Annotated in this window: 11 protein-coding genes; 5 read left to right on the top strand and 6 right to left on the bottom strand. The window is 61.7% G+C overall.

From position 1 onward, the window contains the following. The 5 genes from HYE77_RS13925 to HYE77_RS13905 all read right to left on the bottom strand — a co-directional run bounded on the left by HYE77_RS13925 (position 1) and on the right by HYE77_RS13905 (position 8,205). Positions 1-1,464, bottom strand: a complete 1,464-nt coding sequence (locus HYE77_RS13925; protein WP_177068893.1) for an efflux transporter outer membrane subunit — start codon at positions 1,462-1,464, stop codon at positions 1-3. Next, positions 1,461-1,934 (bottom strand): MarR family winged helix-turn-helix transcriptional regulator, encoded by a 474-nt coding sequence (locus tag HYE77_RS13920; RefSeq protein WP_003211792.1) that lies wholly within the window; start codon positions 1,932-1,934, stop codon positions 1,461-1,463. The genes HYE77_RS13925 and HYE77_RS13920 overlap by 4 nt, the downstream gene beginning before the upstream one ends. 145 nt (positions 1,935-2,079) lie before the next feature. Then, positions 2,080-5,763, bottom strand: a complete 3,684-nt coding sequence (locus HYE77_RS13915) for a translocation/assembly module TamB domain-containing protein (protein ID WP_177068892.1) — start codon at positions 5,761-5,763, stop codon at positions 2,080-2,082. Then, positions 5,763-7,490, bottom strand: coding sequence for an autotransporter assembly complex family protein (locus HYE77_RS13910; RefSeq protein WP_102369513.1), 1,728 nt, complete (start codon positions 7,488-7,490; stop codon positions 5,763-5,765). Before HYE77_RS13910 ends, HYE77_RS13915 begins: the two co-directional genes overlap by 1 nt. 64 nt (positions 7,491-7,554) lie before the next feature. Then, positions 7,555-8,205 carry an N-acetyltransferase gene (locus tag HYE77_RS13905; protein ID WP_003211798.1) on the bottom strand — a complete coding sequence of 217 codons (651 nt, stop codon included), beginning with the start codon at positions 8,203-8,205 and terminating at the stop codon, positions 7,555-7,557. A gap of 203 nt (positions 8,206-8,408) precedes the next feature. On the opposite strand from HYE77_RS13905, the gene xthA reads away from it, so the two are divergent. Both xthA and HYE77_RS13895 read left to right on the top strand, forming a co-directional pair. Then, positions 8,409-9,221: an exodeoxyribonuclease III gene (gene xthA, locus HYE77_RS13900; RefSeq protein WP_102369515.1), complete on the top strand. Its 813-nt coding sequence runs from the start codon at positions 8,409-8,411 to the stop codon at positions 9,219-9,221. Between the two features lie 201 nt (positions 9,222-9,422). Then, entirely contained in the window at positions 9,423-10,763 is a 1,341-nt protein-coding gene (locus HYE77_RS13895; protein ID WP_177068891.1) for a substrate-binding domain-containing protein, read from the top strand. A gap of 139 nt (positions 10,764-10,902) precedes the next feature. Here the strand turns inward: HYE77_RS13895 and HYE77_RS13890 are convergent, their stop codons facing one another. Then, positions 10,903-12,132, bottom strand: a complete 1,230-nt coding sequence (locus HYE77_RS13890) for an acyl-CoA dehydrogenase (RefSeq protein WP_003211803.1) — start codon at positions 12,130-12,132, stop codon at positions 10,903-10,905. Between the two features lie 150 nt (positions 12,133-12,282). Between HYE77_RS13890 and HYE77_RS13885 the strand changes: the two genes are divergently transcribed. From HYE77_RS13885 to HYE77_RS13875, 3 genes are all read left to right on the top strand, one after another. After that, positions 12,283-13,212 carry a LysR family transcriptional regulator gene (locus HYE77_RS13885; RefSeq protein WP_003211805.1) on the top strand — a complete coding sequence of 310 codons (930 nt, stop codon included), beginning with the start codon at positions 12,283-12,285 and terminating at the stop codon, positions 13,210-13,212. 67 nt (positions 13,213-13,279) lie between these two features. Next, positions 13,280-13,678 (top strand): MerR family DNA-binding transcriptional regulator, encoded by a 399-nt coding sequence (locus HYE77_RS13880; protein WP_003211806.1) that lies wholly within the window; start codon positions 13,280-13,282, stop codon positions 13,676-13,678. A gap of 12 nt (positions 13,679-13,690) precedes the next feature. Then, positions 13,691-14,590, top strand: a complete 900-nt coding sequence (locus tag HYE77_RS13875) for a hydroxymethylglutaryl-CoA lyase (protein WP_177068890.1) — start codon at positions 13,691-13,693, stop codon at positions 14,588-14,590. Positions 14,591-15,182: the final 592 nt, after the last annotated feature.

Genomic DNA, 15,182 nt, shown 5'->3' with positions numbered 1-15,182 from the left:
TTATTCAGTGCGCGTGGCTGGGGTGGTCGAGGCCACGTTATCGGCGTGGAAACCGCCGCCCAGGGCCTGCATCAGTTGAATCGAAAGATCGATTTGCTCGGCATTCAGGGTGGCCAACTGACGCTGGGCCTGGAGCAGTTGCTGTTCGATGCTGAGCACGTCCAGGTAATTGCCGATACCTGAGCTGTAACGCTGGACGCCGGTGTCGTAGGACTGCTGGGCAATGTCAGCGGCGTGTTGCTGGGCCTGGATCTGCCGGCCGGTCTCGCGCAATTGCGAGAGTGTGTTGCCGATATCGCCCAAGGCTTGCACCAGGGTTTTGTTGTACTGGGCCACGGCCAGGTCGTAGTCGGCGTCGCGAGCGTCGAGGTCGGCGCGCAGGCGGCCGCCGTCGAAGATCGGCAGCGAGACGGTCGGCGCAATGCTGAAGAAGCGGCTGGCCGAACCAAACATCGCATCCCCCAGCAACGACTCGGCCCCGGCGCTCGCGCTCAGGTTGAGGTTGGGGTAGAAACGGGTCTTGCTGGCCGCGATGTTCTTGCTCGCCGCCTCCACCCGCCAGCGTGCGGCGATCAGGTCCGGGCGACGGCCCACCAGCTCGGCAGGCAACACCGAAGGCACCGCAACCGCGCTCGGCTTGAGCACGTTGGGGCGTACCAGTTCGCTGCCACGGTCCGGGCCTTTGCCGAGCAACACCGCGAGGGCGATCTTCGCGCTCTGCAGTTGTTTTTCCGCATCGATCAGTTGCGACTGGGAGCTGGCTTCCAGGCTTTCGGTTTGCTGGTACTGGTACTGGCTGTCGATCCCGGAGTTCAGGCGACGCTGGCCCAGGTCGAGCATCTGCCGGGTGCGCTTGAGGTCATCATTGGCCAGGTCACGCACGATATGGGCCTGGCCCAGGTCGCTGTAGGCCTTGGCGACGTTGGCTGCCAGGGTCAGGCGCGCGGCCTGTTGGTCGACTTCGGCAGCGCGGGCCTGGCCCAGCGCGGCTTCCCAGGCGGCGCGCTGGCCACCCCACAGGTCGAAGTTGTAATTGAAGCTGGCACCGATGTTACGCACGGTGGCGTAGGCATCGCCCTGGCCCAACGGGTCCTGGTCCTTGGCCAGGCGCGAACGGCTGACACCGGCGCTGGCATCCAGGGTCGGCATGCGCTCGGCGTCGGCGGCATAGGCAGCGGCTTCGGCCTGGTGGGCACGGGCGCTGGCCACTTGCATGTCGGGGCTGTTCTGCAGGGCTTCCTGGATCAGGCTGTCGAGCTGTGGATCGCCAAGGCCTTTCCACCAGTCGGCGGTGGGCCAGGCAGCGGTGGACAGGGTCACGCCGCTGAGGGATTTGCCGGTTTGCAGGTTATTGGCTTCGAGGCGTTTGCCTTCTGTGTCCAAGCCGCTGAAATTGGCACAACCGGCCATAGTCATGGCCACCAGCACAAGGCTGAGGCCGGCACGCAAGGAGCGATTGTTCATGCACTACCTACCCGCTGGATGGTGATGGGGTCACCCGCAGCTATCAGAATTTTCTTCAGGATTTTTTCCAGGGTTTGCAATTCACCCGGCTCCAGCGCGCCCGCCAACTGGTTCAAGGCCTGGGCACCGATGTGCGGCAGCATGTCGGCCACGCGCTGGCCTTCGGCGGTCAGCACCAACTGCACCTGGCGCCGGTCCTGCTCGGAACGCTTGCGCGCCAGCAGGTCCTTTTGTTCCAGGCGGTCGAGCATGCGGGTCATGGAGCCGCTGTCCAACGACAGGTTGCGGCACAGCTCGGCCGGGGTGTCGACGCCGTACTGGGCCATGATGATCAACACCTTGAACTGCGCGGCCGTGATGCCGTGGGGTTCCATGTGGGTGTCGATGATCTTGTCTTTGAGCAGCGCAGCCCGGCCCAGCAGCAGGCCGAGGTGGCAGTTGTGGAAGTTTTCGGGGGTGAAGTGCTTCATCGTGACCAGCCTATTAACTGCCTAAGCAGTGAATGTGTGACACGATGTTACTGCCTAGGCAGCGAATGTCAAACGAATAGTTAGGTTGCTTGCTAATTAGCGGATAAATGGTGGGAGCCAGACTCCCACCATTACCGTGGACGGATCAGAAATCGCGCTTGTAGAAAATATCCAGGGAGCTGGCCACGCCGCTGGCCACTTCCAGGTACACCTTCTTGCTCAGCAAATAGCGCAAGGCGATGGTGTTGGCCGGCTCGAACACCCCCACGCCATAACGCAGGCTGAGCTTCTCGGAGATCTTGCCGCTGGCCACCACGGCGGTGTTGTTGCCACTGCCCTGGGTGTCCAGTTCAAAGTCCTGGATGCCCAGGTTCTTGGCGATGTCCGACGTGACCCCGGCACTGCCCATCAACCCAAGACCCAGTGCCGCTTCGGCCAGCATGTTGTTGTCCTCACCGTTGGTGGTGCGCGAACGCCCCAACACCAGGTACGACAATGCATCCTCTTGGGCCATGGCCGGCTCCGAGAAAATTTGCGTAGTCGGCTGCTCGGCACTGCCGCTCAGACGAATACCGGCGGTGACGGTCCGGGACGGCTCGGTGGTGATCCGCACCGCTTCGATATCCAGGAACGGCTGGTCAATCGGCCCGGCAAACAACAATCGCGCGCGGCGCACAGTCAGGCGTTGGCCGTAGGCCCGGTAGCGGCCGTCGTTGAGCCACAGTTCGCCACGGGTGTCCATGTTGTCGCCGATGTGCACATGGCCTTGCAGGTTGGCGGTGAGGCCAAACCCGGCGAAGCTCAGCTTGTCCTTGCCTACCTCCACATCGATGTCCATCGCCATGGCCATCGGCGGCTTGCCCTCTTCGGTCTGGCTGCCGACGATCACCGTGTCATCCGAGACCTTGACCGTCGATGGCGGCAATTCCCGCACGGTGATCTCGCCCTTGGGAATCTGCACCTTGCCGGAGATCGCCAGCTTGTCGTTCTTCATGCTGATCTTCAGGTCGGGCGCCACCTCCAGGGCCGCGTACGGTTCCACGGTGACCGGCAGTTGCGTGCCTTGCAGCGCGATATCCACCGCCAGGGCCTGGCCCCAGTCGATCTGCCCCTTGATAGTGCCCTGCCCGGCCTTGCCGCTGCGCCAGCCGCCATTGAGCTGCACGCTTTCGCCGGCAATCAACGCCTGGATATTCAGGCCTTCAATGCTGGTGGGCAGTTCCGGGCCGGAGATTTCGCCTCCCACCAGGTTGACGCTGCCGTTGACCTGAGGCGCCAGCAGGCTGCCGCCGATTCGCCCGTTACCGTTGAGCTTGCCGTTGAGCTTTTCGACCATCGGCACAAACGGCCGGGCGACCGCAAGGTCGAGGCCGGTCAGGGTGAAGTTGCCGGTGATCGGTTTATTCTTCGCCAGCGGATTGAGCTGCGCCTGCAACAGCAATTCGCCGAGCTTGCCGCCACGGAAATTGAGCTGGGTGTCGATGCGCGTGGGGTTGAGGGTGGTTTCCAGCTTCAGCGTGTCGTAGGGGAAATCCAGCCACTGGTCTTTGTCCTTGACCCGCAGGGTGCCACCGCTGGCGTCCACCGAGACCACGCCTTTGGGGCCGCTGGCAGGCAGGTCGAGCTGCACGTCGGCATTGAGCTTGCCCTGCCAGGCGAAATCCTTGGGCAACCACTGCGCCAGGCTGTCGATGGGGAACTGCTTGAGGTGGTAACGCAGCTTCGGCTCGGGCATCAGGCGCTGGTCTTCGCCGCACAGGCTCGCCGGGCCGGAGACCCAGCAATGGGCAGCAAAGGTCAGCTTGCCGTCGGCCAGGCGTTCGATTTTCGCCGGCGCTTGCAGCTTCCAGTCCTGGCCACCGGCTTGCACATCACCGCTGGCCAGGCGCCCGCGCCAGTTGCCTTTGTCGAGGTTGCCGTCCAGGGCCAGGGCCAGCTTGAGCAACGGGCCGGCCAGCTCGAGCTGGACTTTCTGGCTTTTGATATCGCCCTGGGCGCTGGCAGTGAAGGTGCCGAGCTGGGTTTCACCGGCCTGGATGCCACTGCCTTTCAGGTCGACTTTGGCGCGCTGGGCATTATCCAGGTTCGCGTCCAGGGTCAGGTTTTGCAGGCGGTTATCTTCAAACGCCAGTTGCTGGCCAACCAGGTTGAGCTTGCCTTGCGGCGCTTTCAGGGTGCCGGCGACGTCGAGGCGACCATTCATCTGCCCGCGCAGTTGCGGCCAGAGCTGGGCGAGGCGCGTCAGCTTGATGTCGATCTGCCCGGCAAGGCGCTGTTGCAGGCTGCCGCTGCCATAGATGCGGTTGTCGCCGAGGCGAATGTCGAGGGTGCCGAGGGTCCATTGCTCGCCAGCGCCTTCCGCCTTGGCCTGGAGCACGGCAGGTTGGCCACGCAGACGGCCCTTGAGGTCGAGGTCGGCATTGAGCTTGAGTTGCTCGTTCTTCATTTCGCCCTTGCTGCGCAACGGGCCCGCGAGGGTGCCGGGCAACTCCGCGACCCAATACGCCGGGTTGATTGCCGACAAGTCCAGCGCCGTGTCCCAGGCGATGCCATCGGCAAATTGCAGGTTCAGGTGGCCTTCGGCCTTGCCCTGACCAGCCGCGAGTTTCAACTCGGGGAGGAACACTTGCTTGAGGTCGCCACTGAACGGGCTGGCCAGGCTGAACTTGCCCGCAGGGCCGTCGAGGTCGGCCTTGAAGTTGCCCAGGTAGTTGCCGTCCTTGTAGGAAACTTCACCATTGAAGGTACGCAAGGCCACCTGGGGTTCGTCGATCACCGGGTACAGGCGATGCCACGGGAAATCCAGCCAGTCGATTTTTGCGTCGGCGCTGAAGCCTTGCTGCCAGTCCAGGTTGGCACTGAGCTTGAGGCTTTGCTTGTCACCGGCATTCAAATCCAGCCCGGCGATCTGCGCGCCCTTGGCGTCGACCTTGCCTCGCAGCAGCAGGTCCACCGGGCCTTTTTCCGCGGGCAGTACGGCTTTGCCCAGCAACTGGTAACCGTTGCTCAGGTCGCCCTTGGCGGTCAGGTCCAGCTGATTGAGTTGCAGGGTATCGGGCAAATCGGCGCTGGGTTTGAAGCCGTCGGCGGTGATGTGCAACTGCGCCGGCAGGTTTTCCACCAGCGGTTGCAATTCGCCGCTGAGCTTGGCCGGCAGGTAGCCGCTGCTGTCGGCGTCGAGCTTGAGGGTCTTGAGCAAATCGCCATCGACCTTGAGCGCCAGCGTCCAGGGCGCACCGCCCGGCGCGTAAGGCAGGCTCAGGTTGCCGCTGGCGGCCAGCGGCCAATTGCCGGTGGGTTGCAGCAGGCCGGACAGGTCAAGGACCAAACCGTCCCGTTGCAGGTGCACCGAATCGATCTGCATCCCGGCGGCAGTCCAGTGCGCCGCCAGCTGCAGGCCCTGGAGCTCTTCGCTGCCATTGAACAGCAGGCTGCCAACGCGGATGTCACCCAACTGAAGGGCGACCGGCAGTTTCAGGTCCGGCAGGGTAATCGGGCCGCTGCTTTCTTCGGTGCCGGGTGGAAATTGCAGGCTCACCTGCTCCACATCCAGTTGGTTGATGCACAAGGTCATGCGCATCAAACACGCGGGCGACCAGTCGAACTTCGGCGACTGAAGCTCCACGCGGCTGCTGTCCTGCTGCCATAACAGATGGTCGGCACTCCACTGCCCGCCCAGGCGACCCTGGAAATTCTCCACGGTCAAACCCGGCACCTGGCCCAGCACCCACCGGCTGCCGGCTTGGGTACCCAGCACCGTCCACAGTGCCAGCACTATCGCTGCGAGGACCGCCAGCACGGCCAGCCCCGCTATTTTCAAACCACGCATCACAGCTCAGGCCCCATGGAAAAGTGCAAACGAATGCCGCCCGGATCTTCGAGGGCATGGGCCAGGTCGAGGCGGATCGGGCCGACCGGCGACACCCAGCGCACGCCAACACCCACACCGGTTTTCAGGCTCGGCATTTCCAGGGTGTTGAACGAGTTGCCTTGGTCGATAAAGGTCGCGATCCGCCATTTTTCGGCGATGGAATATTGGTACTCGGCGCTCAGGGCCACCATGTAGCGGCCGCCGATGCGGTCGCCACGATCGTTTTCCGGGGACAGGGTCTGGTACTCGTAACCCCGTACGCTCTGGTCGCCACCGGCAAAAAAGCGCAACGACGGCGGCACGGATTTGTAGCCGTTGGTGGCACTGCCGCCAAACTGCGCCCGGGCCAGGAAACGGTGGTTGTCCCACAGGGTGGTCAAGCCCTTGATGGTCGCCGTGCCGTAAAGCAGGTTGGTGTCGGAACCCAGGCCTTCCTTGGCGACCTTGGCGTCGAACAGCAGGCGATAGCCATTGTGCGGGTCGATGCGGTTGTCGCTGCGCAGGTAGGAATAACTGATGCCCGGCATCAGCAGCGTACTCAGGCCCGAGTCGTTGCCCAGGCGATACTCTTCGCGCTGCCATTTGAGCGAGATCACCCGCGTCCAGCCGCTGGGCAACTTGCTGTGCCACTCGGGGCCGAGGGTGAGCAGTTTACTCAGGGTGTCGGTGTTGGCGATTTCTTCATTCTGGTAACCGCCGGCAAAGCGAAGTTTGTCGGTCAGTGGCGGGTCCATGGGAATGTCGTACCACAACCCGACGTTCTGCCGAGGCGCGGAAAGCTCGGCTTCCCAGCCATAACTGTGGCCCTGGGGGTTGACCCAGTGGCGCGTCCAGTTGGCCTTGCCCCGCGGGCCGACGTCGGTCGAGTAACCGAGGCCCAGGCCCATGGTGCGCGGCTTGCGGGTTTCCAGTTGCACGGCCACCGGGATCACGTCATTGGTCGAGGCCGCCGGGGCGGCGTCCACGCGCACGCCCTCGAAAAAGCCGCTGGATTGCAGGTTCTGGTTGAGTTCGGCGATCAGTTCGGAGTCGTAAGGCGCGCCGCTCTTGAACGGCACCATGCGTTGCAGCAGGTCGTCATCAAACGGCGTGTCGCCGGCAAAGCTGACCTTGCCCAAGGTGTAGCGTGGGCCACTGTCGTAAATGAGTTCGATATCGGCCACCCCCGCCTTGGGGTCGACCGAGAGTTTCTGGCTGGTGAAGCGCCCGCTGAAAAAGCCGTAGCGTGACGCCTGGTTCTGGATGACGCGCTTGGCGTCTTCGTAGTTGCCGTGGTTGAGCACGGCGCCGGATTTGAGTTGGTCGCTGGCGGGCACGCGAAAGGCCTTGAGGTCGGCGGCCTGGCCGTCGACCCGAATGGTCACATTGCGCAAATGCACCGGTTCGCCGGGGTCGATGGTGAGGATCAGGCGCGGGTTCTTGCCGCCCTTCACATCGCTGGCAATCTGCGGTTGGTAGTAGCCCAGCGCCTGGGCGGCCTTGCGGGCCTGCTCCTCGGCGCCACGGCTGAACCGCAGCAGGGCTTCTTCGTCACGATCGCCGACCCCGCCGATATAGCCTTCGATGTTGGCTTTCAACGCGTCGTTTGAAGGCTTGATGCGCACATCCAATTCGCTTTGCGCCAAGGCGCCGCAGCTCGTGAACAGCAGAATCAAGCCGCTGGTAAATCTTCCTGGAAACTTCATAGGCCGGGATGCTACACGAGCTTGGGAGCGAGTTAGAACCCGGATTTGTCTGAATAATTCTGTCTTAAACCGTTGCAGCCTGTAACACCTGCGGATTTGCGTGAAAGAACACGTGTTCCAGTACCGGTCCTACAGCGACCTCGCCGATCTCTTCATAGCCCTGGCGCTTATAGAATTCCAGATAGCGAGAATTCCCCGTGTCCAGCACCACGCCTGAGGAATGCGGGTCTTCGGCGCACCAGTTGTGCACCGCTTCCAGCAGTTGCTCACCGTAGTGCTTGCCCTGGAATTGCGGGTGAATCCCCAGCAACGGCAGCACATGCACCGAATCCGAGGGCAGGCACGCCAGCACTGCCTGATGGTATTCCAGGTAACGCCGGGTACCGCGCACACCGGTACTCAGCCACATGCGCAACTGCCAGGCCCAGCTTTCGGTGATGCCCAGGCGGCGGGTCGGTGGCGCGATCAGGGCGATGCCGATCAGCCGGTCGTTGACCAACAGGCCAATCGCCGGGAGTTTCTGGAAGAAGTGCTGCTTGACCAGCTCACGCACCGTGGCGCGCACCCGCTGTTCGTAGCCGGGACGTTCGGCTTCGAAGATGTAGGCGAACGTCGGCTCATGGCGATAGGCCTGGTACAACAGCGAACGGGCTTCGCGGGAGTAGCCGCTGTCGAGCATGTGGATCTGGGCGATGGCAGTCGAGGTGTCAGGCATAACAGTGAATCTCCCCTGGGCGCTGACTCAAAAGGTTGCGCTCTTGTTATTACGAACGTCTGCGGCACTGTTTCGTTCAGTGTAGCCACCGGGCGTCGCTTCGCAGCCCAACGCAGCCTTGTGCCTCGGCAGCGGCTACAAGACTGGCTCCCGTCCTACATTGTCGGCTAGCATCGCCCTTTTGCCAGACTGGACCGCCGACCATGAAAATCGTGTCTTTCAATATCAACGGGCTGCGTGCCCGCCCTCATCAGCTGGCGGCACTGATCGAGAAACATCAGCCGGACGTGATCGGCCTGCAGGAAACCAAGGTCCACGACGACCAGTTCCCGCTGGATGAGATCAAGGCCCTCGGCTATCACGTGTATTACCACGGGCAGAAAGGCCACTACGGTGTTGCCCTGCTCTCGCGCCAGGAACCGCTGGCGCTGCACAAAGGCTTTGCCAGTGACGAAGAAGACGCCCAGCGCCGGTTTATCTGGGGCACCTTCGCCGACGCCAACGGCAACCCGATTACCATCATGAACGGCTATTTCCCACAGGGCGAAAGCCGCGACCACCCCACCAAGTTCCCGGCCAAGCAGCGCTTCTACGAGGACCTGCAAACCCTCCTGGAGTCGCAGTTCAGCAATGAACAGGCCGTGGTGGTAATGGGGGATGTGAATATTTCCCCGGAAGACTGCGACATCGGCATCGGTGCCGACAACGCCAAGCGCTGGCTGAAGACCGGCAAGTGCAGCTTCCTGCCGGAAGAACGCGAGTGGATGGCCCGCCTGAAGAACTGGGGCCTGGTGGACAGCTTCCGCCACCTCAACCCGGATGTGGCAGACCGCTTCAGCTGGTTCGATTACCGCAGCCGTGGTTTTGAAGACGAGCCAAAGCGCGGGCTGCGAATCGACGTGATCCTGGCGTCCCAAGGCTTGTTGCCCCGGGTGAAGGATGCCGGTGTGGATTACGACCTGCGCGGCATGGAAAAACCCTCCGATCATGCACCGATCTGGCTGGAATTGAGCTGATTTCTTAACAGCAGCGCCGTTAAATGTGGGAGCGGGCTTGCTCGCGAATACGGTGTGTCAGTCACCGGATACGTCGACTGACACACCGTATTCGCGAGCAAGCCCGCTCCCACACTTTTTGACGGCGTGATGCCGGTCATATTGCTGAAACCTCTCTGACTTAATCTCGCGGCACTCCCTTTGGCTTGAGAAGGTGCCGGCATGATGCTGCGCGTTCTATCCCTGCTGGCACTGTTCAGCGCATTTCCCCTCGCCGCTTTTTCCACCCCTCTGCCCTTCCCCGAACATGGCCCGGCCTTGCGCATCCAGGGTTCCAACACCATCGGCGCGGCGCTTGGCCCGGCGCTGGTCAAGGGGCTGATGGAGCAACAGGGGTTGCAAGCGGTGCACAGCGAGCCATCTGACCAGGCCAACGAACAGCACATCGTCGGCAAGACTCGCCAGGGTCAGAAGGTGACGGTGGAAGTGGCGGCCCATGGTTCCAGCACCGGGTTCGCAGCCCTGAAAAACGCCAGCGCCGACCTCGCGGCGTCTTCCCGGCCGATCAAGGACAGCGAACTGGTGGACCTCGAAGCCCTCGGCGACCTGAAAAGCCCCGACGCCGAACAGGTCATCGCCATTGACGGGCTGGCGATCATCCTCAACCCACGCAACCCGTTGGGGACGTTGAATACCGCGCAACTGGCGCAAATCTTCAGCGGCGAAGTCTCGACCTGGGAACAACTGGGCGGCATCGGTGGCCAGATTCACCTGTACGCGCGGGATGATCAATCCGGCACCTATGACACCTTCAAGGAACTGGTGCTCAGCCGGCGCGGCAAGTCGTTGGATGGCAGCGCCAAGCGCTTCGAATCCAGCGAGCAGTTGTCGGATGCTGTCAGCCATGACCCCCAGGGCATCGGTTTTATCGGATTGCCCTATGTGCGCCAGGCCAAGGCGGTGGCCATCGTCGATGGCGACTCGCAGCCGATGCTGCCGCTGAACAGCTTGATCGCCACCGAGGACTACCCGCTGTCACGCCGGTTGTTCTTCTACCTGCCACCTGTTGCACAAAACCCCTGGGCCAAGGCCCTGGTGGACTTTGCACAAAGCAGCAAGGGCCAGGCGATCGTCGCCGCCAACGGTTTTATCGCACAGCAGGTGCAGGCCATGGCGGTGGAGCCACGGGCGCCGATGCCCGGGGATTACCAGGCGATTGCCCGACAAGCGCAGCGCCTGACGGTGAATTTCCGGTTTGAGGAAGGCAGTGCCAGCCTCGACAACAAGGCGCGCCAGGACCTGATGCGGGTAGTGGCTTATATAAAGAGCCACGGCAAGCTGGACAAGCAGGTGACGCTGGTGGGGTTTGGGGATGCCAAGAGTGATGCGCAACGGGCGGCGCTATTGTCGAAGTTGCGGGCGATGGCGGTGCGCCGGGAACTGGTTAAAAGCGGCGTGGTGCTGAGGGACATTCAGGGGTTCGGTGCCGAGATGCCGGTGGCGGCAAATACGGCGGATGAGGGACGGATCAAGAACCGGCGGGTGGAGGTCTGGGTGTATTGAGGACGCGGAGCGTCCGGGGCAGCATTCCCACGCAGAGCGTGGGAACGATCAACTGGCCTCATCGCGGCAAGCCCGGCTCCCACAGTTGACTGCATTCCCCTGTGGGAGCTGGCTTGCCTGCGATGAAGACACCTCGGTTTTACTGCCCGCTGCGCATCATTTCCCGCGGCACATACTTGCCGATCTCGAACTTGCCGATTGCTGCGCGGTGCACTTCGTCCGGGCCATCGGCCAGGCGCAGGGTGCGCTGCATGGCGTACATGTAGGCCAGCGGGAAGTCATTGGATACGCCGGCGCCACCGTGGATCTGGATGGCGCGGTCGATCACCCTCAACGCCACGTTCGGCGCCACCACCTTGATCTGGGCGATTTCGCTTTTCGCGACCTTGTTACCCACGGTGTCCATCATGTAGGCAGCTTTCAGGGTCAGCAGGCGCGCCATGTCGATTTCCATCCGCGAGTCGGCGATCTTGTCGATATTGCCACCCAGGCGGGCCAGCGGCTTGCCGAAGGCGGTACGGCTGACGGAACGCTTGCACATCAGTTCCAGCGCGCGCTCGGCCATGCCGATGGAACGCATGCAGTGGTGAATACGGCCCGGACCAAGGCGCCCCTGGGCAATTTCAAAGCCCCGGCCTTCGCCCAGCAGGACGTTTTCGTACGGCACGCGGACGTTTTCAAACAGCACTTCGGCGTGGCCATGGGGTGCGTCGTCGTAGCCGAACACCGGCAGCGGGCGCACGATCTTCACACCGGGCGCATCCACTGGTACCAGGATCATCGAGTGCTGCTGGTGACGCGGCGCATCCGGGTTGCTCAGGCCCATGAAGATCAGGATCTTGCAGCGCGGGTCACAGGCGCCGGAGGTCCACCATTTTTTACCGTTGATCACCCACTCGTCGCCGTCGCGTTCTGCACGGGCGGCCATGTTGGTGGCGTCGGAGGAAGCCACGTCCGGCTCGGTCATGGCAAATGCCGAGCGGATTTCGCCGCGCAGCAGCGGTTCGAGCCAGCGCTGTTTTTGCTCTTCGTTGGCGTAGCGCACCAGCACTTCCATGTTGCCGGTATCCGGTGCCGAGCAGTTGAACGGCTCCGGCCCCAGCAAGGAGCGGCCCATGATTTCGGCCAGGGGTGCGTATTCCAGGTTGGTGAGGCCGGCGCCCAATTCGGATTCCGGCAGGAACAGGTTCCACAGGCCTTCGGCTTTAGCCTTGAGCTTCAACTCTTCCATGATGGCGGTGGGCTGCCAGCGGTCACCTTCGGCAACCTGGCGTTCGAACACAGGCTCGGCCGGGTAAACGTAGGCATCCATGAACGCGGTGACGCGTTCACGCAGTTCCTGAACCTTGGGCGAATAGGCGAAATCCATGGGCAGCACCTTCTCAATGGAGGTTGTTGAGGTCATGAATCGATGCTAGAACAGCGTTGATAATTTACCTAGCCTATTCTCGGCGTGTATTAACATTCATCACCGATATATGATCGGCGTATGGACACCTAACAATAAGAGCGCAGCGAAATGAATCTGAGCAAGGTCGACCTCAACCTCTTCATCGTCTTTGACGCGATCTACACCGAAGCCAACCTGACCCGCGCCGGGCAGATTGTCGGGATTACTCAACCTGCGGTGTCGAACGCTCTGGCCCGCCTGCGGGAGACCTTCAACGACCCGCTGTTCGTGCGCACAGCCCAAGGCATGGTGCCCACGCCCATGGCCCAGAACATCATTGGCCCGGTGCGTAACGCGCTGTCGCTGCTGCGGGTGTCGGTACAGGAAAGCCGGATCTTCAACCCGCAACAGGCGGCCAAGACCTACCGCATCAGCATGACCGATCTCACCGAAGCAGTGATTCTGCCGCCGCTGTTCCAGCGCCTGCGCCGCCTGGCACCGACGGTGGTAATCGAGAGCTTCCTGTCCAAGCGCCGGGAAACCACCAAGGAACTGGCGGCCGGTCGCCTGGACTTTGCCGTGGATGCGCCGCTCAACACCGACCCGCAAGTGCGCCACGTCAAGCTCATGGAGGACCGCTACGTGTGCGCCATGCGCAAGGGCCATCCGATGGCGGGCAAGGACAAACTGACGCTGGATGACTACCTGTCGCTGACCCACATTCATATCTCCAGCCGGCGCAACGGCCTGGGCCATGTCGACCTGGCGCTGGGCAAGATGGGCCTGCAACGCAAGATCGCCCTGCGCTCCCAGCACTACCTGATGGCCTCGCAGGTGCTGCAGCAAACCGACATGGTAATGACCGTGCCGGAGCGCTTCGCACGGCGCCATGAACTGCACTGGTTCAACCTGCCGGTGAATGATGTGCCGATGGTGGAAACCCATCTGTACTGGCATGAAAGCACCGACCAGGATCCGGCCAACCGCTGGATGCGCGAGCAGATGATCGAGTTGTGCCAGCAGGTGACGGCCCATGAGAAGAAGCTGGACAAACTGTAGGAGCGAGCTTGACGTTAACGTCAACCAGCCATTAGCTTAACGCTCAAGACACTCCTTGAGCGCCCTCATGAGCACGACCTACAGCATCTCCGACCTCGCCCGCGAGCTCGACATCACCACCCGCGCCATTCGTTTCTATGAAGAACAAGGCCTGCTGTCCCCGGAACGCCGGGGCCAGGAGCGCATTTATTCGCCCCGCGACAAGGTCAGCCTGAAGCTGATCCTGCGGGGCAAGCGCATCGGTTTTTCCCTGGCCGAGTGCCGGGAACTGATCGAACTCTACGACCCTACCAGCGGCAACCAGAAACAGCTGCACAGCATGCTGGCGAAAATCGCCGAGCGCCGCGAGCAGCTGGAACAACAGTTGCTCGACATCGAACAGATGAAGCTCGAACTGGACACCGCCGAAGAGCGTTGCACCCAGGCGCTGGAACAGACCATTCAGGGCCAGGTTGGCCATTCATAAAAGGTAGCTGCCATGTCCCTCCCCTCTCATGTGCGCCTGGTGGAAGTGGGCCCCCGCGACGGCCTGCAGAATGAAGCGCAACCCATCAGCGTCGCCGACAAGGTGCAATTGGTGGACGCCCTGAGTGCCGCCGGCCTGGGTTACATCGAAGTCGGCAGTTTTGTGTCGCCCAAATGGGTACCGCAGATGGCCGGGTCGGCCGAGGTGTTTGCGCAGATCCAGCGCAAGCCGGGCGTGACCTATGGCGCGCTGGCGCCAAACCTGCGGGGTTTTGAAGATGCACTGGCGGCGGGCGTAAAAGAAGTGGCCGTATTTGCGGCGGCTTCCGAGGCGTTTTCCCAGCGCAATATCAACTGCTCCATCAGCGAAAGCCTGGAACGCTTCGTGCCGATCATGGACGCGGCCAGGCAGCACGGTGTGAGTGTGCGGGGTTATGTGTCGTGTGTGTTGGGTTGCCCTTATGAAGGTCAGGTCGCGCCGGAACAGGTCGCGGCAGTCGCTCGCGAGCTGTTCGCCATGGGCTGCTATGAGGTGTCCCTGGGCGACACGATTGGCACCGGCACTGCAGGCGCAACACGCCGGATGTTCGCGGTGGTCGGCGCGCAGGTGCCACGGGACAAGCTGGCCGGGCACTTCCATGACACCTATGGCCAGGCCATCGCCAATATCTACGCCAGCCTTGAGGAAGGTATCCAGGTGTTCGACAGCTCTATTGCGGGCCTCGGCGGGTGCCCCTATGCCAAGGGGGCCAGCGGTAACGTTGCCACTGAAGATGTGTTGTACCTGCTCAATGGCTTGGGCATCGAGACGGGTATCGACATGGACAAGCTGATTCTGGCGGGTCAGCAGATTTGTACGGTACTCGGCCGCCCCACCGGTTCGCGCGTGGCGAAGGCTCGCAGCGCCGGTTGAGTAGTGCGCTTGTGACGATGTGTTACCTCGCGGCTACACATCGGGTAACACGGGAACATATTTTGTCGCATTTCCTGAAGGAAATTTCTCGCCCAAAAATCAAGGCATTGATTTTAAAGGACTTTAAAAAGTTGGCACGGCTTCTGCTATCTCTATTGCATAACAAGAATAAAAAGCACCAAACCTAATAAAAATAAGACGTAACGACTCTGACATAACAAAAACAACACGGCAGAGACGCAGCTAACAGATTTTTTTGGAGAAGATGTGCTTCGCAGGGTACGGCTTGCCGAAACCCGCAACCGGATAGAGAAGAACAAAAAACTACCTCAAGGTAGCTACCCACTGGTTGGATCGCGTGCGAAGAAGCAGATCAGCGCTCAAAAAAATACGTTTGCTCTTGACCCCGGATGGGGGTCGCCAAAAACAGCGGTAAAGGGCCACGGTTGCCAAAAACAACAATAGACCGCCCCTCAATAATAAAAAAAGAGCACGCAACGACAAATTAAAGGGGACCTTCGGGTCCCCTTTGTGCTTTCTCGGGGAAGGTGATTTGCGTGTATGTCCGTTTTTTGGGTGATGGCTGAGATTG

It is taken from the genome of Pseudomonas sp. IPO3774 (assembly GCF_013386835.1).
In the GTDB taxonomy this organism is placed as follows: domain Bacteria; phylum Pseudomonadota; class Gammaproteobacteria; order Pseudomonadales; family Pseudomonadaceae; genus Aquipseudomonas.
Note: the sequence above shows the minus strand (reverse complement) of the source record. Positions and strands in the feature narration are given on the sequence as shown.